This is a genomic window from Thermobacillus xylanilyticus (assembly GCF_907165215.1).
GTDB lineage: Bacteria > Bacillota > Bacilli > Paenibacillales > Paenibacillaceae > Thermobacillus > Thermobacillus xylanilyticus.
This window is the reverse complement of record NZ_CAJRAY010000006.1, coordinates 48,221-66,118: the sequence shown is the minus strand read 5'-3', so window position 1 is coordinate 66,118 and position 17,898 is coordinate 48,221. Positions and strand designations below refer to the sequence as shown.

The window sequence follows — 17,898 nt, the reverse complement described above, 5'->3', positions numbered from 1 at the left end:
CATGCATCGGTATCGGCTCATCCTTGACCTGCAGCTGTTCAACCAGGAGAAAACCGAGCCGGCAACGCCGCGCAAAAGGCAGGAAGCCCGGCGCAAAGGCCAGGTCGCGTCCAGCCAGGAGATACCGGCGGCATTCATTCTGCTGTTCGTCTTTCTCAGCTTCATGATGCTCGGCGGTTATTACAAAGACCGGCTGTACCGCATGTTCGGCGACACGTTCGAAAGCGGGCTGACGATGGAGATTACGGCGGAATCGCTGGGTTGGCTCGTGTCGAAATGGATGACCGAAGTTGCGCTTCTGCTTTTTCCTATTTTCGCCATTGCCCTGGTGGTCGGCCTGGCCAGCCACTATTTCCAGTTCGGATGGCTGTTCACCTTCGAGACGATCAAGCCGTCGCTCAAGAAAATCGATCCGATTCAAGGCGTGAAGCAGTTGTTCTCGAGCCGGTCGCTGGTCGAGTTCGTCAAGAGCATTCTGAAGCTGCTGATTGTAGGGCTTATGGTCTATATGACCATCTGGGGCGAACTGGAATCGATCGTGATGCTGGACCATGCGATGCCCGAACAGATTCTGGCTTTCGCCGCATCGCTGACGCTTTCGCTCGGCATCCAGATCGCCGTACTGCTTGTCGTGCTGGCTTTGCTCGATTTCATGTACCGCAAATACATGCACGAGAAAAGCATCCGCATGTCCAAACAGGACATCAAGGACGAGCACAAGAAAGTGGAAGGCGACCCGCTCATCAAGGGCAGAATCCGGGAGAAGCAGCGCCGCATGGCGATCCAGCGGATGATGCAGGAAGTGCCGAAAGCGGACGTGGTCATCACCAACCCGACACACTATGCGGTCGCGCTTCGATATGACGCGGCGGAGATGGACGCGCCGATCGTCGTGGCCAAAGGCGTCGACTATCTGGCCCTCCGCATCCGCGAAGTTGCGAAGGAACATGATGTCACAATCATGGAGAACAAGCCGCTCGCCAGAGCCCTCTACGAACGGACGGAGATCGGCCGGACGATCCCGGTCGACCTGTTCCAGGCTGTGGCGGAAGTTCTGGCTTACATATATAGATTGAAAGGACGCGTCAAAACATCCTGACCGGGGAGGTGGGAAGCCGCATGAAATCAAAAGATCTGGTCATTCTGATCGGCATCATCGGCATCGTGCTCATGATGGTCATTCCCGTCCCGCTCGGGCTTCTCGACTTCCTGCTCGTTGTCAACATCTCGCTGGCGCTCATGATTCTGCTGATCGCCATGAACACGAACGATGCGCTCAATTTCAGCATTTTCCCCTCGCTCCTGCTGATCACGACGATGTTCAGGCTCGCGCTCAACATCTCGGCGACCCGGAACATTCTGTCGAAAGGCGAGGGCGGACACGTCATCGAGACGTTCGGAAGATTCGTGGCCGGCAATGAAATCGCCATCGGCTTCATCGTCTTTCTCATTCTGGTCGTCGTGCAGTTCATCGTCATCACGAAAGGTTCGGAACGGGTCGCCGAGGTGGCGGCGCGCTTCACCCTCGATGCGATGCCCGGCAAGCAGATGAGCATTGACGCCGATCTGAACTCCGGACTCATCAACGAGCAGCAGGCGCGCGAACGGCGCGAGAAGATCGAGAAGGAAGCCGACTTCTACGGCGCGATGGACGGTGCGAGCAAATTCGTCAAAGGCGACGCCATTGCCGCCATCGTCATTCTGTTCATCAACCTGATCGGCGGATTCGTCGTCGGGATGGCCGTGCACGGCATGTCGTTCGGCGAAGCGCTGGAGACCTATTCCGTCCTGACGATCGGCGACGGTCTCGTCAGCCAGATTCCGGCGCTCCTCATTTCGACTTCCGCCGGCCTGGTGGTGACAAGGGCGGCTTCGGAAGGCAACCTCGCCTTCGATCTGACGAACCAGTTGTTCAAGTTCCCGCGGCTGCTCTACATCGTCGCCGGTACCGTGGCGATGCTCGGACTGTTCACGCCGATCGGCTGGGCCACGACGCTGCCTTTCGCCGCCGTGCTTGCTTTCGCCGGTTACCGGATGAGCAAGAACATGGAGCGGCAGAAGCAGGAGGAAGAGCTCATGGTCGAGGAGCAGCAGATCGAGGAAGTGCGCAGTCCCGAGAGCGTCGTCGGCCTGCTGCAGGTCGATCCGATCGAGTTCGAATTCGGCTACGGTCTCATTCCGCTGGCGGATACGCAGCAGGGAGGAGACCTGCTGGACCGCATCATCATGATTCGCAGGCAATGCGCGCTGGAACTCGGGCTCATCGTGCCCGTCATCCGGATCCGCGACAACATCCAGCTGAAGCCGAACGAATACGTCATCAAGATCAAAGGCAACACGGTGGCACGGGGAGAGCTGCTGCTCAACCATTATCTTGCGATGAGCCCCGGCATCGACGACGAATCCGTCGTCGGCATCGAGACGAAGGAACCGGCCTTCGGGCTGCCGGCGCTCTGGATCGAACATTCCGTGAAGGAGCGGGCGGAGCTCGCCGGATATACCGTCGTCGATCCGCCTTCCGTCGTGGCGACTCATCTGACCGAAGTGATCAAGCGCCACGCGCATGAACTGATCGGCCGCCAGGAGACGAAGGCGCTGATCGACAACCTGAAAGAGCAGTACCCGGCTCTGGTCGACGAATTGATTCCGTCGGTGCTGTCGATCGGCGACGTGCAGAAAGTGCTGGTCAAGCTGCTGAAAGAAAAGGTGTCGATCCGCGATCTGGTGACGATCTTCGAGACGCTGGCCGACCACGGTACATACACGAAGGATCCCGATATTTTGACCGAGTACGTCCGTCAGGCGTTGTCGCGCCAGATCACGAACCAGTTCGCGCATCCCGGCGAGACGCTCAAGGTCATTACGGTCGGTCCGCAGCTGGAGAAGAAGATTGCCGAATCGGTGCAGCAGACGGAACACGGCAGCTATCTTGCGCTTGATCCCGTCTCAACGCAGCAGATTTATCAGAAGCTGAACGAGCAAGTCACCCGCCAGATTCAATCCGGACAGCAGCCGATCGTCCTGGCGTCGCCGACGATCCGCATGTACCTGCGGCAGATCGTCGAACGCACGATGCAGGATGTGCCGGTGCTGTCATACAGCGAACTTGAACCGAGCGTTGAAGTTCAAAGTGTCGGGGTGGTGAATCTGTGAGGGTCAAACGCTATGTCGTGGACGAGGTGCCGGAGGCGCTGCCGATCATCCGCAGCGAGCTGGGCAAGGACGCGGTGATTCTGAACACGAAGGAAATCTACGTGGGCGGGTTTCTCGGCCTGTTCCGCAAGAAGAAGATGGAAGTGATCGCCGCCGTCGAGACGAATGCGCCGGGCGTCCGGAACGTCCCGCAGAACCCGCTTCCGGTGTTGGCCAAACCGCCCGGAGCGGCCGCCGCGGTTGCGGAGGCGGCGCCTCCGCTTCCGCAAGCCGCAGGCATGCAGCGGCAGCAGGTTGCACGGTCCGCGGCAGCCGCCGTCCCGGCCGATCCGGAAGAAGTGTCGCCGGCCGAACCGGCGTCCCGGAACGGTCAAGCCGCTCCCGAATCCGAGGTCCGTTCGTCAGCCCGAATCGCCGTCGACCAGGATGCCGTGCTGGAAGAAATCCGGCAGATGAAGGCGATGATGGCGAAGCTCGCACGGAGCAGCGAACTGGATGCGGAGCCTGCCGCACTCGGAAAATTGCGGCAGAGGCTGGCAGAGCAGGATGTCGAACAGGAATGGATCGAGCTGCTCATTGACAAGATCAAGGCGCACCCCGGCTACAGCCCCGATACGGGGCCGGAAGCCGTCTGGGAGATCGCGGCCGAGCTGCTTCGGGAGTGGGTGAATCCGGGCGAGCAGGCAGGCATCCGCGACGGCACCCGCGTCGTTCACGTCGTCGGACCGACGGGTGTCGGCAAAACGACCACGATCGCGAAGCTGGCGGCTGAACAAGTGCTTCACTTGAAGCGCAAAGTCGGATTCATTACATCGGACACGTACCGCATCGCCGCCGTTGACCAACTCCGTACATACGCCAACATTTTGAATGTTCCGATGGAAGTCGTATTCTCGCCGCTTGAACTGGCTCGCGCCTTCAAGCAGCTGGAAGACCGCGAAATCATCTTCATGGATACGGCCGGTCGGAATTTCCGCAACGATCTGTACGTGTCCGAAGTCAACAGTCTGATTCAGCGGGATGAAGACTGCGACACGTTCCTTGTGCTCAGCCTGAACGGCAAAACGCGGGATCTGGAGGCGGTTGCCTCCCGATTCCTGGCCTATGGAGTGACGAAAGTCATCTTTACGAAACAGGATGAGACGGACGCGATCGGGTCCGTATTGAACCTTGCCATGCAGCACCATCTGAAAGCGGCATACGTGACGACCGGTCAGAACGTGCCGGACGACATCGAGCCTTTCCGCTCCGACCGTTATGTCGCGCAACTCTTGGGGGCGCACGGTGATGACTGATCAAGCGGATGCGCTGCGCAGTCTGATGCGATTCCGCAACGCGGGACAAGAGCCCCTTCAGACGCGGGTCATCACGGTCACCAGCGGCAAAGGGGGAGTCGGCAAGTCGAATTTCAGCCTGAATTTCGCCTTGTCGCTGCAGAAGCTCGGAAAACGCGTGCTCGTGTTCGATGCGGACATGGGCATGGCCAACATCGATGTGCTCATGGGGACATCGGCCCCCTACAATCTGGTGCATCTGCTCAGACGCGAGAAAGCCATCCGGGAGATCATCCATGAAGGGCCGCTCGGCCTTCATTTCATTGCCGGCGGTTCAGGATTCCATGACCTGCTCGATCTTTCGGACCGCGAACTGGACTATTTCGGCGAACAGATCGGCAAGCTGCACGGCCATTACGATCTGATCCTGTTTGATACCGGGGCCGGCCTGTCGAGGGAGACCGTCCGGTTCATCACGGCGGCGCAAGAGACGGTCGTCGTGACGACGCCGGAGCCGACGTCGATCACGGATGCGTATGCGCTCATCAAAATGGTCCGGTCCATGAACCACGACGTCGATTTCAAGCTGGTCGTCAACCGCGCGGCCGACAACCGCGAAGGCCGGCAGACGGCCGACAAGATCAGTCTCGTCGCCAAGCAGTTTCTGTCGCTCGATCTGCCCTTGCTCGGCATCATCCCGGACGACGCGCACGTGCCGAAGGCGGTCAAGCGGCAGGTGCCGTTCACAATCGCCTACCCGGGCGGCAGCGCGTCCAGGGCGGTCGAGGAAATCGCGAGGGCGTTCATATCCACACCGTCCGCGAAGAAGTCCGGCGGCATCCGGGGATTTTTTGAACGCATGTTCAGGCAGCGTTAACGATCCAGCGCCAGTGGGGTGAACATCGATGAAGCGTTACCGGATCATCGTCGTAGACGACTCGGCCTTCATGAGGAAACTGTTCTCGGACATCATTGAATCCGATCCGGCGTTCACCGTCATCGCCGTCGGGAAGAACGGCAGGGAGGCGGTGGAGCTTCATCGAGAGCTGAAGCCGGACGCCATTACGATCGACCTGGAAATGCCGGAGATGAACGGGATCGAAGCGCTGAAGCACATTATGGCCGAAGCAAGCACGCCCGTCATCATGCTGTCCGGCATCAGCGAGGAGCATACCCGGGAGACGATCGCGGCGCTCGCACTCGGCGCGTTCGATTTTATCCGCAAACCTTCCGGACCGGGCGCGGATATTCGCAAGACGGCTGAAGAGCTCATGCTTCGGCTGAAAGCGGCGGTAGCGATCCGCCGGCAGGCGGCTCCCGAAGCGAAAGAACGTCCGGAGGCCAGCCGTCCGGCCGCGAAGACGAAAGGCGCTGCCCGGGCGGCACCCGTGCCGAAGCAGCCAAAGGAGCCGAAGCAGCCGAAGCGGCCGGAGCAGCCGCCGGCGAAGCGGGAGAGCGCGGCACCGTCTCCGTCGCCCGCATCGGAATCTCCGCGGATTCCGGATTCCGGAATCCGGCCGGAAGCCGTCCGGCCTGCGCCTCCTGCGCCTGCGAAGCCGGTTGCCGCGGAAACGGCGGGCGCGTTCCGGCATATCATCGCGATCGGAACGTCGACCGGCGGCCCAAGGGCGCTGCATCGTCTGCTCAGCGAGCTGCCGGGCGACCTGCCCGCACCGCTTCTGATCGTGCAGCATATGCCGCCGAAGTTCACCTACTCGCTTGCGCAGCGGCTGAACAGCCATTCCGCCTTGACGGTCAAAGAAGCGGAAGACGGCGAACCGGTTCGGCCGGGCTTCGCATATATCGCGCCCGGCGGGCGCCATATGGAGCTCGCGGCAAGCGGCCGTCAGTATGTCATTCGGCTGACGGACGGGCCGCAGCGGAACGGTCACCGCCCGTCGGTTGATGTGTTGTTCGAATCGCTTGTACCTTTCACCGAACTAGCCCGCCACGCCGTCGTCATGACGGGCATGGGCAGCGACGGAGCCAAAGGCATGCGGACACTTGCGGATCACGGCGCCGTCACGACCATAGCCGAAGCGGAGGAGACATGCGTCGTATTCGGCATGCCGCGCTCCGCAATCGAAGAAGGCGCCGCCTCCCTTGTGCTGCCGCTGCACGACATACCGGCTCGGCTGACCGAGGCCGTCAGGCGATAGCGTTAACCCGATTTCCGCTGTGAACCGAGTTCAACCAGGAGGTGCAAGGCCATGGATATGAACGCGTACCTGTCGATGTTTATCGACGAATCGAACGACCACCTGCAATCTTTGAACGAGAACTTGCTAAGACTGGAAAGTTCGCCGGAGGATCTGTCGATCGTGCAGGACATCTTCCGCTCCGCGCATACGCTCAAAGGGATGTCCGCGACGATGGGGTTCGAAGACCTGGCCCATCTGACGCACGAGATGGAGAACGTGCTCGACCTGGTGCGCAACGGGAAACTGCGCATGAACAGCTTCATCTTCGACACGCTCTTCAAGGGATTGGACGCGCTTGAGTCGATGGTTCAGGACATCGTGGGCGGCGGAACGGGCAGCGCCGATGTCTCGGAGCTTGTCGGCGTGCTCAAGAAGATCGTGAGCGGCGAGATTACGGCCGACTCCGAGGTCGCCGCCGCTTCGGCGGCCGCAGCGGCACCGGTGCAGCAGGCGGGAGAGATCGAGCTGGATCAGTTCCAGTTCTCCGTACTGCAGCAGTCGATCGGATCCGGGCACCGCGTCTTGAAGGCGGTCGTCACGATCCGGGAAGACTGCGTGCTCAAGTCCGCCCGGGCCTACATGGTGTTCAATGTGCTGGAGCAGGCCGGCGAAGTGGTGAAATCCCAGCCGTCGGTTCAGGACATCGAGCAGGAGAAGTTCGACCGCTCCTTCACCGTCTTCCTGATCTCGCAATGGACAAGCGATGAGTTGAAGCAGCAGATCGGCAGCGTCTCGGAGATCGAATCGGTCGAAGTGACGGAGCTGGACGCCGATGCCCTGGCCGCGCTGTCCCGTCCTTCGCGGCCGTCCGAACCGGAGCGGAAGACGGACAAGCCGCAGGCAGGCGCCGCCGCGGGTTCGGCCGAGCGTAAAGCCCCGGCATCCGGCGGCGCCGTGGCGAAGACGATCCGCGTCGATATCGAGCGGCTGGACGTGCTGATGAACCTGTTCAGCGAACTCTTGATCGACCGCGTGCGGCTTGAACAGCTGGCCAGCGAAATCCGGAGCAACGAACTGACCGAGACGGTCGAACACATGAGCCGGATCAGCGCCGATCTGCAGAATATCGTGATGAAGCTGCGGATGGTTCCCGTCGAGACCGTCTTCAACCGGTTCCCCCGGATGGTCCGGGACCTTGCGAAGTCGCTGGACAAGAAAGTCGACCTGATCATCACCGGCGCGGAGACCGAACTGGACCGGACGGTCATCGACGAGATCGGCGACCCGCTCGTCCATCTGCTCCGCAACTCGGTCGACCACGGCATTGAACCGGTCGAGAAACGACTCGAAGCCGGCAAGCCGGAGACGGGCACCGTGCACTTGCGTGCTTTCCACAGCGGCAACAACGTCTTCATCGAAATTGAAGACGACGGCGGCGGCATCCGCCGCGACAAGGTGCTGGCTACGGCGGTGAAGCGGGGCATCATCACCGAAGAGCAGGGCAAGACGATGAGCGACGAGGAAGTGTACATGCTGATCTTCGCGCCCGGCTTCAGCACGGCCGATAAAGTGTCCGACATTTCCGGCCGCGGCGTCGGGCTCGACGTCGTCAAGTCGAAGATCAACGCCCTCGGCGGTTCGGTGACCGTCACTTCGGAGCTCGGCAAAGGAACGGTCTTCTCGATCCAGCTGCCGCTGACGCTGTCGATCATTTCGGCCATGCTGCTGAAGCTCGGCTCCGAGAAGTATGCGATTCCGCTTTCTTCCATCATGGAGACGACGGTCGTGAAGCGCAGCCAGATCCACAACATTCACGGCAACGCAATGACCGAGTTCCGCGGGGCGATCATCCCGGTCGTCTCGCTGGCGGAACTGATCGACTCGCCGGATTACGATGACAGCCGGGAAGAGGAGTGCGAAGCGGTCATCATCCGGAAGGGTGACAAATGGGCTGCCGTTCTCGTCGACGATTTCATCGGCCAGAGCGATATCGTGCTGAAACCGCTCGGCAAATATCTGTCCGGATACAATGTCATTTCCGGGGCGACGATTCTGGGCGACGGTCAGGTGGCGCTGATCATCGATCCCAACGCGCTGATCAAGTAAAATACACCGCCGATTCTGCCTGATACCATATCAAGGAGGTCTTCCCATGGGTGAAGAACTGAAAGTCATCGTTTTCGCGCTGGCGGACGAGCAGTACGGCATCGAGGTGGACAAGGTACGGACGATCGAGCGGATGATGCCCATTACGCGCGTACCGAAGACGCCGGCATTCGTCAAGGGGGTCATCAACCTGCGCGGCGTCGTCATTCCGGTGATCGATCTGCGCGGCCGCTTCGGTCTGCCGGAGACCGAGCCGACGGAATCGTCGCGGATCATCATTGTGCAGGTCAATGACCTTGAGGTCGGGTTCATCGTCGATGCTGCCAACGACGTCATCGACATCGACAGCGACCATATCGATTCGCCTCCGGAAGTCGTCGGCGGCATCAAGGCGAAATATTTGCGCGGCGTCGCCAAAATGGACGACAACCGCCTGCTCATCATGCTGAACCTGGTTGAAGTTTTGAACAAGGATGAAATCATCCAGCTTGAACAGTTCGAGGGCTGAAGTGTGAGTCTCTGGAACGAGTTCAAGGACGAGTTCAAGCTTGATGTGCTCAAGGAAGTCGGCAACATCGGAGCGGGGCATGCGGCAACCGCATTGTCCCGCATCCTGAACCATCCGGTCGACATGTCCGTGCCGACGGTCAGTCTGGTGCCGTTCGAAGAAATCGCGGACCGCGTCGGCGGCGCCGAACAGGTCGTCATCGCCGTTTTTCTCCGCGTCGAAGGCGACGCGCCGGGCAACATGTTCTTCATCATCCGGGAAGACTCGGCAAAACGGCTTCTCCGGAATCTGCTGTCCATCGACACGGAAGATGGCGCCTATTCGGACATGGAATTGTCCGCGCTCAATGAAATCGGCAATATTCTGGCAGGATCCTACCTGTCGTCGCTGGCCGATTTCACCAAATTGGCCATGACACCCACCGTGCCTTCGCTGGCCATCGATATGGCGGGAGCCATCCTGAGTTACGGATTGCTGCAATTCGGGCAAATGGGCGACGCCGCCCTGCTGATCGAGACGAAGTTTCTCGAGGACCGCGACACCGTGGAAGGCCAGTTCTTCCTGATCCCGGATCCGGAGTCGTTCGAGAAGATCTTCCGCGCGCTGGGAGTGCCGGGCTCATGACAGAACTGATCAAGGTCGGCATGGCCGACTGGAAAATCGCCTCGTCGGGCGGTGTGCTCAAGACGACCGGGCTCGGTTCCTGCGTCGGCCTGACGCTTTACGACGGTGCCGCAATGATCGCCGGCATGGCCCATATCATGCTGCCATCCTCGGAAATCGCGCGCGAAGAGCAGTTCAACCGCGCGAAATATGCAGACACCGCGCTGCCGGACATGCTGGATGCGATACTTGCGGCCGGCGCTTCGCGCAGGAGACTGGTCGCCAAACTGGCCGGCGGCGCCCAGATGTTCGCCTTCGCCGGACAGGATACGATGCGCATCGGGCCACGAAATGTCGAAACATGCAAGATGATGCTTGCATCACTGGACATACCGCTGATTGCCGAAGACACCGGTGCCAACTATGGCCGGACGATCGAGCTGGACAGCGCGACCGGGGTTTTGACCATACGGAGCATACAGTACGGAACAAAGGAGCTTTGAGATGCTGGGATCCATTCGCTGGAATCTCGTGTTGGGATTGGCGGGCATGCTGCTCACGTTTTTCTTCTCGCTGGGCAACAACGGTTTTGCCGTCTCGTGTCTGCGCGCAGTGTACGCGTTCGCCGCATTTTTCGTTGCCGGTTATCTGCTGCGCGGAGCCTTGCAGCTGATCATCGCTTCGGCCGATGCCGAGCGGGGGTTCGGTGCGGCGGCTGATTCCCGGGAAACCGGCGCGCACGTCGATCTCAAGACGCCGGACGACGAGTCCGAACTGAGCGAGATGCTCAAGGCACAGCGGGAATCCGGACAGCCAGGCAACGCGGCGGCCGCGGAATTCCGTCCGCTCGAGCCGAAACGCGTTTTCTCCATTGAAGACAAAGACCCGGAAGAGCTTGCGCAGGCCGTGCGCCATCTGGCGCAAGAAGGCGAAAATTGACCGCATGCGGATGCCAGGAACGCTTTCCTTAAGCAAAACGCGATCATCCGGACAAGCTGCCCGCTCGCCAATCGGCTTATCTCCCGACGAATATCGGATGCGCTCGCTTGATCGGGACGGCGCGAGCCGCCGGAGGTAGATGGCGCGAGCCGTTTTACTTGAGGAAAGCAGGAAGGGGTGAGAGGACGATGATCCAACCGAAAACGACCCGTATGTCCAACGTTGAACTGTGGCAGCAGTGGAAAGAACACCGCGATATCGAAGCGAAGAAGCAGCTCATCGAATATTATTTGCCGCTTGTGGAATATGTGTCGAACCGGATGGCGATCGGCCTGCCGAAGAACGTGTCCAAGGACGATCTCACCAGCAACGGCGTCATGGGGCTGATCGATGCCATCGAGAAATTCGATCACCGGCGGGGGCTGCAATTCGAGACGTATGCTTCCTGGCGGATTCGGGGCGCCATGATTGACGGCCTCCGCCAGGGAGACTGGGTGCCCCGGTCCGTCCGCGAGAAAGCCAAGAAAATTGAAGAAGCATACGCGCATCTGGAGCAGCAGCTTCTTCGTTCCGTCACCGATGCGGAAGTGAGCGCCTACCTGAACGTGTCGGAACGGGAGTTTCAGCAGATGCTGCAGGAGATTGCGGTGACGACGGTCTGTTCGCTCGAAGATCCGATCCGCGAGGAAGAGTCGGAGACGCGTCTGTCCATGCTGGTGGACGAGAAAGCGAAAAACCCGGACTACAAAGTGCAGGAGCATTTCCTGAAGGAGACGCTCATCAAAGGCATCGAACGGTTGACGGAGAAGGAGCGCATCGTCATCTCGCTGTTTTATTATGAAGAGCTTTCGCTGAGCGAAATCGCCGAAGTGATGTCGCTCTCCCCTTCACGCATATCCCAGCTGCATTCGAAAGCCATTTTGCGTCTGCGGGGGGCGCTTGACAAGCAGAAGAAGCAGCTGCTCGAGAACTGATCATCAAAAGGGAGTGATCATTATGGAGCCGTCCGACCTGGAATCGCTGATCGGTGTGACGATTTCGCCGAACAACCTGTCCGCCGCCCTTTACTTTCACAAGGCGGTGGACGACTTCCGCTGCACAGCTGAACAATTGGATGAGTATCTGCGCAGCCGCGGCATTGTATTCGGCATTCGGCGCGATGTTCTCGAAGGCATCGCACGCAATCCGAAAGCCTATTTTTACAGCCAGACCGTCGTTGCCGCCGGGCAGCCGCCGATCGAAGGCAAAGACGGCGCAATTCGGCTCGTCGTCGATCTTGACGAGGATGAGCGCAGGCCTGTCGAGCTCGAAGACGGCACTGTCGATTTCAAGGAACTGACGAAGATCCGGAACGTGAAGAAAGGCCAGCTCATTGCCGAACGCGTGCCGGCGGAACCGGGAATACCGGGCAAAGCGGTGAACGGCGAAGTGCTCCCGGCGAAGAACGGCAAGGAAGCCCGCTTTCGCGTGGGGAAGAACGTCTTGGTCAATGCCGAACAGACCGCGATGTACGCCGCAATCGACGGCATGGTGACCAAGACGGAGCGGGAGAGAATCAACGTTTTTCCCGTCTACGAAGTGAACGGCGACGTGGACTACAAGACGGGCAACATCGATTTTGTCGGCACCGTGGTCATCCGCGGCAACGTACTGACCGGTTTTCGCGTCAAGGCGGGAGGCGACATCCGCATCGTCGGCGGCGTGGAAGGCGCCGAGATCGAAGCGGAAGGTTCCGTCGAGATTACGGGCGGCATCATGGCCGGTAACAAGGGGGCCGTCAAAGCCGGCAGAAATGTGAGATGTTCCTTCATCCAGGACGGCAATGTGTTCGCCGGCGAAGACATCATCGTATCGCAGAGCATCATGCACTCCAACATCCGGGCGGCGCGCAGCGTCATCTGCTATGGAGCCAAAGGGCTGATCGTCGGCGGATCGATTCAGGCCGGCGAGAAAGTGAGAGCCAGAACGATCGGCAATACGCTGTCCACGGCAACGACGATCGAAGTCGGTGTCGCGCCGGAACTTCGGTACGAGCTGAATCAGCTGCGGACGCAGCAGCGCCAGCAGAGCGAGAATCTCGACAAGACCAACAAGGCGCTCGCACTGCTTGACCAGATGGCGGCCGCCGGACAGCTCACCGGCGAGAAACTGCTCATGCGGTCGAAGCTCGCGACGACGAAGCGTCAGACGATGGAAGAGATCGAAATCGTGAAAGAGCGGATTCTCGAAATCGAGAAACTGCTGGAAGATACGGAGAACGCGCGCGTTGAAGTCATCAACACCATTTACGGCGGCACGAAGATTGTCATTGGCCGGTACACCCGTTTCGTGAAAGAGCCTTGTTCGCGCGTCTATTTCAAGTTCGCAGACGGCGAAATCACCATGCTGCCGCTGTACTGATGCAAGGCCGGCTGCACTTGTGGCAAGGACGATCCGGATGAATGGAGGGCATGGCGATGCCGTTCAAACCGATCGACTTTCAAATCGCAATCCCGCGCACACCCGAGGTTTCGGGCTATTACGGCAATCAGCTTGCAAGGCCGGCGGCCGAACAGCAGATGCTGGCTGCGCAAAGTGAAAAAGAGACGGAACGGATGCGGCAGACAAGCGCCGCGCCGGAAGAAGCCGAGAACCGTCCGATCCGTGACGGCCAGCCCAGGCAACAGGGAGGCGGCCGGGGGCAGCAGCAGGGGAAGAACAGGCCGGATGAGCCCCGCCCGCCTAAGGATGCTCCGCATCCGTACAAAGGAAAGCATATCGATATTTCGTTCTGAACGATGATTGCGGGGGATTGAATGTGGATCCATGGCAGCTGATTGTGCTGCTCGGGGCCGTCACCGCGGCGGCCGCGTTTTTGTTGCCGCGCCGCAATGCCGGCTCCAGGCCTGATGAAGCAAGCGCCGTGCAGCTGCAGACGGCGCTTGAGCAATTCATGGAGACGATGGAGGCGGACAACCGGGAGATTGCCGAATCGATCGCCGGCATGCAGAAGCGCAACCGGGAAGAGAACGCGAACCGGGACGAGCGGATCGCCGCGCTTGAACGACGCGCGGCCGAACTGGAGGAACGGGTGAGCCTGACCGAGCGCAGGCTGGAAGAACGGATCGAAGGTCTTCGGCCCGGCGCGCCGGCCGAGCCGGCGCCGGCGGTTGACGCGCAGGCCGCGGAGACGGAAACGGAAGGCGGCGAGGAACAGCAAGACCGTGACGAATCGACGATCCGAAGCCGGTACGCCGAACTGTTCGCCTTGCATGATCAAGGCAAGTCCGTTGACGCCATCGCCCGGCAGACCGGCATGAACAAAGGCGAAGTGATGCTGATTCTGCAGCTCGCGAAGCAGGAGGAAGAACGGAATGGTTGACAAGCGGTCCTTGCTGCTCGGACTCGGAATCGGACTCATCGCTGGCGCGGTGCTGCTGCAGCTCATGCTGGCCGGAAGGGAGCAGTCCGCGCGTCTTGCGGATATCGACAGGATCACCGGAGAAGATGCGCTCTACACGCAGTCCGAACTCGACGCGCGCATCGCGGAAGCGGAAGAGCGGGTGCGGCGGGAATACGAGCAGGCGGCGGTCGTCGCCGGAGAAGCGGATGCGGGAATAACGGATGACACCCCGGCGGCCGACGGAACGAACGACAGCGGTGCTTCATCCGCGGGCGAAAGCGGCGAATCGCCCTCGGCCGAAAGCGGCGAACCGTCCGCGAATGTCGGAGAGCAGACCGGTGAAGCGGAGGCCGGGAATACGGACGAAGGTGCGAACGCCAATATTAATGTTCGCATCAAGCCGGGCATGACGCTCACGGAAACGGCCGGGCTGTTGAAATCAAAGGGCGTCATTGACGACGCGGATGCGTTGATGGAATTGATGGCCCGCATGAGCACCAAGATCAGGGCCGGCTACTATACGTTCACCGGCAATGAGACGTTGGAAGAAGTGCGGAAGATCATTACGAGCCCGCCTTCGGAGTGACGCCGGACACGCCGGTCATTGCCTTGCACCCCCGCACAAGATATGGTATAGTATTTGACGGTGTCCAGAACACACGTCGATCAATTCCGTCAATGGTGCTTCCCGGCGGGAAGTTTTGGCGGAAGATGCGATTGGCGGAGGATTATGAACCACAGAGGAGGTGTTGTGAAGATGGCGGTTATCTCCATGAAGCAGCTTCTTGAAGCCGGGGTTCACTTCGGCCACCAGACGCGCCGGTGGAACCCGAAGATGGAGAAATACATCTTCACGGAACGGAACGGGATTTACATCATCGACCTGCAGAAGACGGTCAAGAAAGTCGAGGAAGCCTACAACTTCGTCCGTGAAGTCGCGGCAAACGGCGGCAAGATTCTGTTCGTCGGCACGAAGAAGCAGGCGCAGGATTCGGTTCGGGAAGAAGCGGAACGCTGCGGCCATTTCTATGTCAACCAACGTTGGCTCGGCGGCACGCTGACGAACTTCCAGACGATCCAGAAGCGGATTGACCGTCTGCGCGAGCTTGAGAAGATGGAAGAGGACGGCACGTTTGAAGTGCTGCCGAAGAAAGAAGTCATCCTGCTCCGCAAGGAGAAGGAGCGGCTTGAGAAGTTCCTCGGCGGGATCAAGGGCATGCGCAGCCTTCCGAGCGCGCTGTTCGTCATCGATCCGCGCAAGGAGCGCATCGCGGTAGCCGAAGCGCGCAAGCTCGGCATTCCGATTGTCGGCATCGTCGACACGAACTGCGATCCGGATGAGATCGATTATGTCATCCCGGGCAACGACGACGCGATCCGCGCGGTCAAACTGCTGACCTCGAAGATGGCGGATGCGATCGTGGAAGCGAATCAAGGGGAAGAGACGTCCGCTTGACGTCGAGGCCATGGACCCGGCAGCAAGGGCGGTTGGAAGGTGCAAACCTCTCGCCGCCCTTTTTGTAAGAACATAAGCGTTTATAAGCGTAAGCTTGTAATCGGCTTATCCACCGCAACACGGCTTGCGCCGTCCTCCCGGGCAGGCGCGTCCGTTTTGCTTGCAACCAAATTTCGGCGCCGACACGGCGCTTCATGAAGCATCGAAAATCGGGAGGGTTCACCATATGGCGATAACTGCAGCAGAAGTGAAAGAACTGCGCGAAAAGACGGGCGCAGGCATGCTGGATTGCAAGAAGGCGCTGGAAGAAGCGAACGGCGACATGACCCGCGCCGCGGAAATTCTGCGCGAGAAAGGTCTGGCCGCAGCGGCGAAGAAAGCCGGCCGGATCGCGACGGAAGGCGTTGTCGAATCGTACATCCACGGCGGCGGCCGGATCGGCGTGCTCGTCGAGGTGAACTGCGAGACGGACTTCGTCGGCAAGACGGATCAATTCCGCGAATTCGTGCGCGACATCGCGATGCATATCGCGGCTTCCAATCCGAAGTATGTGCGCCGCGAGGAAGTGCCGCAGGAAGAACTGGACAAGGAACGCGAAATCCTGCGCACGCAGGCGCTCAATGAAGGGAAACCGGAGAAAGTCGTCGAGAAGATCGTTGAAGGCCGGATCAGCAAGTACTTCGAAGAGAACTGCCTGCTGGAGCAGCCGTTCGTGAAAGATCCGGACAAGACGGTGCAGGAACTGCTGAACGAGAAGATCAGCACGATCGGCGAAAATATTTCGATCCGCCGCTTCGCCCGCTTCGAACTCGGCGAAGGTCTTGAGAAGAAACAAGACAATTTCGTCGAAGAAGTCATGGCTCAGGTGAAGAAGTAATTCTTTTCAAGCGACGGCGGGGCGGACGGTCCGCTCCGCCGTCGCTCTATTCCCAACACAGACAGCCTCAGCCAGAGGTGCAAGATGGAGGTAATCCCATTGGAGCGACCGAGATTTAAACGGATCGTGCTGAAGGTCAGCGGAGAATCGCTCGCCGGACAGACAGGATACGGCATCGATGCCGGCATGGTCTCGTCGATCGCGGAACAGGTCAAGGAAGTCGTCGAGATGAACGTGGAAGTCGCGATCGTCGTCGGCGGAGGCAACATCTGGCGCGGCATCGCGGGTTCGGCGAAGGGAATTGACCGCGCAACCGCGGACTACATGGGCATGCTTGCAACCGTGATGAATTCGCTTGCCCTTCAGGATGCGCTCGAACAAATCGGCGTCCCGACGCGCGTGCAGACTTCGATCGCGATGCAGCAGATCGCGGAGCCTTACATTCGCCGCCGGGCGATCCGCCACCTGGAGAAAGGACGCGTCGTCATCTTCGCGGCCGGGACGGGCAACCCGTTCTTCTCCACCGACACGACGGCCGCGCTGCGTGCGGCGGAGATCGAGGCGGAAGTCATTCTGATGGCCAAGAACAAGGTTGACGGCGTTTATTCGGCCGATCCGTTCAAAGATGCGAACGCCCGGAAGTACGACGAGCTTACGTATCTGGATGTGCTGAACCAGAATCTGGGCGTCATGGATTCGACGGCATCGTCGCTCTGCATGGATAACAATATTCCGCTCATCGTCTTCTCGATTACGGAGAAAGGAAACATCAAGCGGGTTGTCATGGGCGAGAAAATCGGAACGATCGTGAAAGGGAGTGTGAAATAATGCCGCAAACGATCAAGAAGAATGCCGAAGAACGAATGGACAAGGCGATTGCCGCGCTGCGCCGGGATCTTGCGACGCTGCGCGCGGGACGGGCAACGCCTGCCATGCTTGACCGCATTCTGGTGGACTACTATGGTGCTCCCACTCCGGTCAACCAGCTGGCGACGATCAATACGCCCGACGTGCGTACGCTGGTCATCCAGCCGTGGGACAAATCGGTGCTGGGCGAGATCGAGAAGGCGATCATGAAGTCCGAGCTCGGCCTGACGCCGGCAAACGACGGCTCGATCATCCGGCTCAGCGTGCCGCCGCTGACGGAAGAGCGCCGGACCGATCTGGTGAAGCAGACGAAGAAATTCGGCGAAGAGGCGAAAGTGGCGATTCGCAATGTCCGCCGGGATGCGAATGACGACATCAAGAAACTGGAGAAAGGCGAGCTGTCGGAAGACGAATCGCGCCGCCACCAGGAAGATATCCAGAAGCTGACGGACCGGTTCATTGCGGAAGTGGATCGCATCATCGCCGCCAAAGAGAAAGAAATCATGGAAGTGTAGTGCGATTCCAGCAGCCCCTCCGGCAGGCGGGGCTGCTGAAGTTATGGGCGGCCTTGCGGCGGGCCGAAGACAGCCTG

The 17,898-nt window shown here is 59.8% G+C and carries 19 protein-coding genes; all 19 read left to right on the top strand.

The window, feature by feature from the left end; all coding sequences use genetic code 11:
• Position 1 precedes the first annotated feature (1 nt).
• The 19 genes from flhB (at position 2) to frr (ending at position 17,821) form a co-directional block, all read left to right on the top strand.
• Positions 2-1,099 carry a flagellar biosynthesis protein FlhB gene (gene flhB, locus KJQ12_RS01760; protein ID WP_015254953.1) on the top strand — a complete coding sequence of 366 codons (1,098 nt, stop codon included), beginning with the start codon at positions 2-4 and terminating at the stop codon, positions 1,097-1,099.
• Between the two features lie 20 nt (positions 1,100-1,119).
• Complete coding sequence (gene flhA, locus KJQ12_RS01755) at positions 1,120-3,153, top strand: flagellar biosynthesis protein FlhA (RefSeq protein ID WP_015254952.1); 2,034 nt, start codon at positions 1,120-1,122, stop codon at positions 3,151-3,153.
• On the top strand, positions 3,150-4,448 hold the full coding sequence (gene flhF / locus KJQ12_RS01750) for a flagellar biosynthesis GTPase FlhF (RefSeq protein WP_213483237.1): 1,299 nt from the start codon (positions 3,150-3,152) through the stop codon (positions 4,446-4,448). Before flhA ends, flhF begins: the two co-directional genes overlap by 4 nt.
• Positions 4,441-5,304: a MinD/ParA family protein gene (locus tag KJQ12_RS01745; RefSeq protein ID WP_213483236.1), complete on the top strand. Its 864-nt coding sequence runs from the start codon at positions 4,441-4,443 to the stop codon at positions 5,302-5,304. Before flhF ends, KJQ12_RS01745 begins: the two co-directional genes overlap by 8 nt.
• A gap of 28 nt (positions 5,305-5,332) precedes the next feature.
• Positions 5,333-6,586 (top strand): protein-glutamate methylesterase/protein-glutamine glutaminase, encoded by a 1,254-nt coding sequence (locus tag KJQ12_RS01740; protein ID WP_213483235.1) that lies wholly within the window; start codon positions 5,333-5,335, stop codon positions 6,584-6,586.
• Positions 6,587-6,637: 51 nt separating this feature from the next.
• The gene (locus KJQ12_RS01735; protein WP_213483234.1) at positions 6,638-8,674 is read left to right on the top strand and encodes a chemotaxis protein CheA; all 2,037 of its coding nucleotides are present in this window, start codon (positions 6,638-6,640) and stop codon (positions 8,672-8,674) included.
• 46 nt (positions 8,675-8,720) lie between these two features.
• Entirely contained in the window at positions 8,721-9,182 is a 462-nt protein-coding gene (locus KJQ12_RS01730; protein ID WP_213483233.1) for a chemotaxis protein CheW, read from the top strand.
• Between the two features lie 3 nt (positions 9,183-9,185).
• Positions 9,186-9,806 (top strand): chemotaxis protein CheC, encoded by a 621-nt coding sequence (locus KJQ12_RS01725; protein WP_213483232.1) that lies wholly within the window; start codon positions 9,186-9,188, stop codon positions 9,804-9,806.
• The gene (locus tag KJQ12_RS01720) at positions 9,803-10,288 is read left to right on the top strand and encodes a chemotaxis protein CheD (RefSeq protein WP_213483231.1); all 486 of its coding nucleotides are present in this window, start codon (positions 9,803-9,805) and stop codon (positions 10,286-10,288) included. Before KJQ12_RS01725 ends, KJQ12_RS01720 begins: the two co-directional genes overlap by 4 nt.
• A gap of 1 nt (position 10,289) precedes the next feature.
• Positions 10,290-10,724: a hypothetical protein gene (locus KJQ12_RS01715; RefSeq protein ID WP_213483230.1), complete on the top strand. Its 435-nt coding sequence runs from the start codon at positions 10,290-10,292 to the stop codon at positions 10,722-10,724.
• A 188-nt stretch (positions 10,725-10,912) separates the two neighbouring features.
• The gene (locus KJQ12_RS01710; RefSeq protein ID WP_213483229.1) at positions 10,913-11,698 is read left to right on the top strand and encodes a FliA/WhiG family RNA polymerase sigma factor; all 786 of its coding nucleotides are present in this window, start codon (positions 10,913-10,915) and stop codon (positions 11,696-11,698) included.
• Positions 11,699-11,720: 22 nt separating this feature from the next.
• The gene (locus KJQ12_RS01705) at positions 11,721-13,124 is read left to right on the top strand and encodes a flagellar assembly protein A (protein WP_213483228.1); all 1,404 of its coding nucleotides are present in this window, start codon (positions 11,721-11,723) and stop codon (positions 13,122-13,124) included.
• A 56-nt stretch (positions 13,125-13,180) separates the two neighbouring features.
• Complete coding sequence (locus KJQ12_RS01700; protein WP_213483227.1) at positions 13,181-13,498, top strand: hypothetical protein; 318 nt, start codon at positions 13,181-13,183, stop codon at positions 13,496-13,498.
• A gap of 23 nt (positions 13,499-13,521) precedes the next feature.
• Positions 13,522-14,085: a hypothetical protein gene (locus tag KJQ12_RS01695; protein ID WP_213483226.1), complete on the top strand. Its 564-nt coding sequence runs from the start codon at positions 13,522-13,524 to the stop codon at positions 14,083-14,085.
• Complete coding sequence (locus tag KJQ12_RS01690; RefSeq protein ID WP_213483225.1) at positions 14,078-14,692, top strand: MltG/YceG/YrrL family protein; 615 nt, start codon at positions 14,078-14,080, stop codon at positions 14,690-14,692. Before KJQ12_RS01695 ends, KJQ12_RS01690 begins: the two co-directional genes overlap by 8 nt.
• Positions 14,693-14,863: 171 nt before the next feature.
• Complete coding sequence (gene rpsB, locus KJQ12_RS01685; RefSeq protein WP_213483224.1) at positions 14,864-15,562, top strand: 30S ribosomal protein S2; 699 nt, start codon at positions 14,864-14,866, stop codon at positions 15,560-15,562.
• Between the two features lie 226 nt (positions 15,563-15,788).
• On the top strand, positions 15,789-16,439 hold the full coding sequence (gene tsf / locus KJQ12_RS01680) for a translation elongation factor Ts (protein ID WP_213483223.1): 651 nt from the start codon (positions 15,789-15,791) through the stop codon (positions 16,437-16,439).
• Between the two features lie 99 nt (positions 16,440-16,538).
• Positions 16,539-17,267: a UMP kinase gene (gene pyrH / locus KJQ12_RS01675; RefSeq protein WP_015254936.1), complete on the top strand. Its 729-nt coding sequence runs from the start codon at positions 16,539-16,541 to the stop codon at positions 17,265-17,267.
• On the top strand, positions 17,267-17,821 hold the full coding sequence (gene frr / locus KJQ12_RS01670) for a ribosome recycling factor (RefSeq protein ID WP_213483222.1): 555 nt from the start codon (positions 17,267-17,269) through the stop codon (positions 17,819-17,821). The genes pyrH and frr overlap by 1 nt, the downstream gene beginning before the upstream one ends.
• The last annotated feature ends 77 nt before the right edge of the window (positions 17,822-17,898 follow it).

Coding starts and splice junctions, on each gene's coding strand:
- KJQ12_RS01720 (WP_213483231.1), top strand. CDS start 9,803: ATGACAGAACTGATCAAGGTCGGCATGGCCGACTGGAAAATCGCCTCG.
- KJQ12_RS01730 (WP_213483233.1), top strand. CDS start 8,721: ATGGGTGAAGAACTGAAAGTCATCGTTTTCGCGCTGGCGGACGAGCAG.
- KJQ12_RS01700 (WP_213483227.1), top strand. CDS start 13,181: ATGCCGTTCAAACCGATCGACTTTCAAATCGCAATCCCGCGCACACCC.
- tsf (WP_213483223.1), top strand. CDS start 15,789: ATGGCGATAACTGCAGCAGAAGTGAAAGAACTGCGCGAAAAGACGGGC.
- rpsB (WP_213483224.1), top strand. CDS start 14,864: ATGGCGGTTATCTCCATGAAGCAGCTTCTTGAAGCCGGGGTTCACTTC.
- KJQ12_RS01705 (WP_213483228.1), top strand. CDS start 11,721: ATGGAGCCGTCCGACCTGGAATCGCTGATCGGTGTGACGATTTCGCCG.
- KJQ12_RS01710 (WP_213483229.1), top strand. CDS start 10,913: ATGATCCAACCGAAAACGACCCGTATGTCCAACGTTGAACTGTGGCAG.
- KJQ12_RS01745 (WP_213483236.1), top strand. CDS start 4,441: ATGACTGATCAAGCGGATGCGCTGCGCAGTCTGATGCGATTCCGCAAC.
- KJQ12_RS01735 (WP_213483234.1), top strand. CDS start 6,638: ATGGATATGAACGCGTACCTGTCGATGTTTATCGACGAATCGAACGAC.
- flhB (WP_015254953.1), top strand. CDS start 2: ATGCATCGGTATCGGCTCATCCTTGACCTGCAGCTGTTCAACCAGGAG.
- KJQ12_RS01690 (WP_213483225.1), top strand. CDS start 14,078: ATGGTTGACAAGCGGTCCTTGCTGCTCGGACTCGGAATCGGACTCATC.
- KJQ12_RS01740 (WP_213483235.1), top strand. CDS start 5,333: ATGAAGCGTTACCGGATCATCGTCGTAGACGACTCGGCCTTCATGAGG.
- flhA (WP_015254952.1), top strand. CDS start 1,120: ATGAAATCAAAAGATCTGGTCATTCTGATCGGCATCATCGGCATCGTG.
- frr (WP_213483222.1), top strand. CDS start 17,267: ATGCCGCAAACGATCAAGAAGAATGCCGAAGAACGAATGGACAAGGCG.
- KJQ12_RS01715 (WP_213483230.1), top strand. CDS start 10,290: ATGCTGGGATCCATTCGCTGGAATCTCGTGTTGGGATTGGCGGGCATG.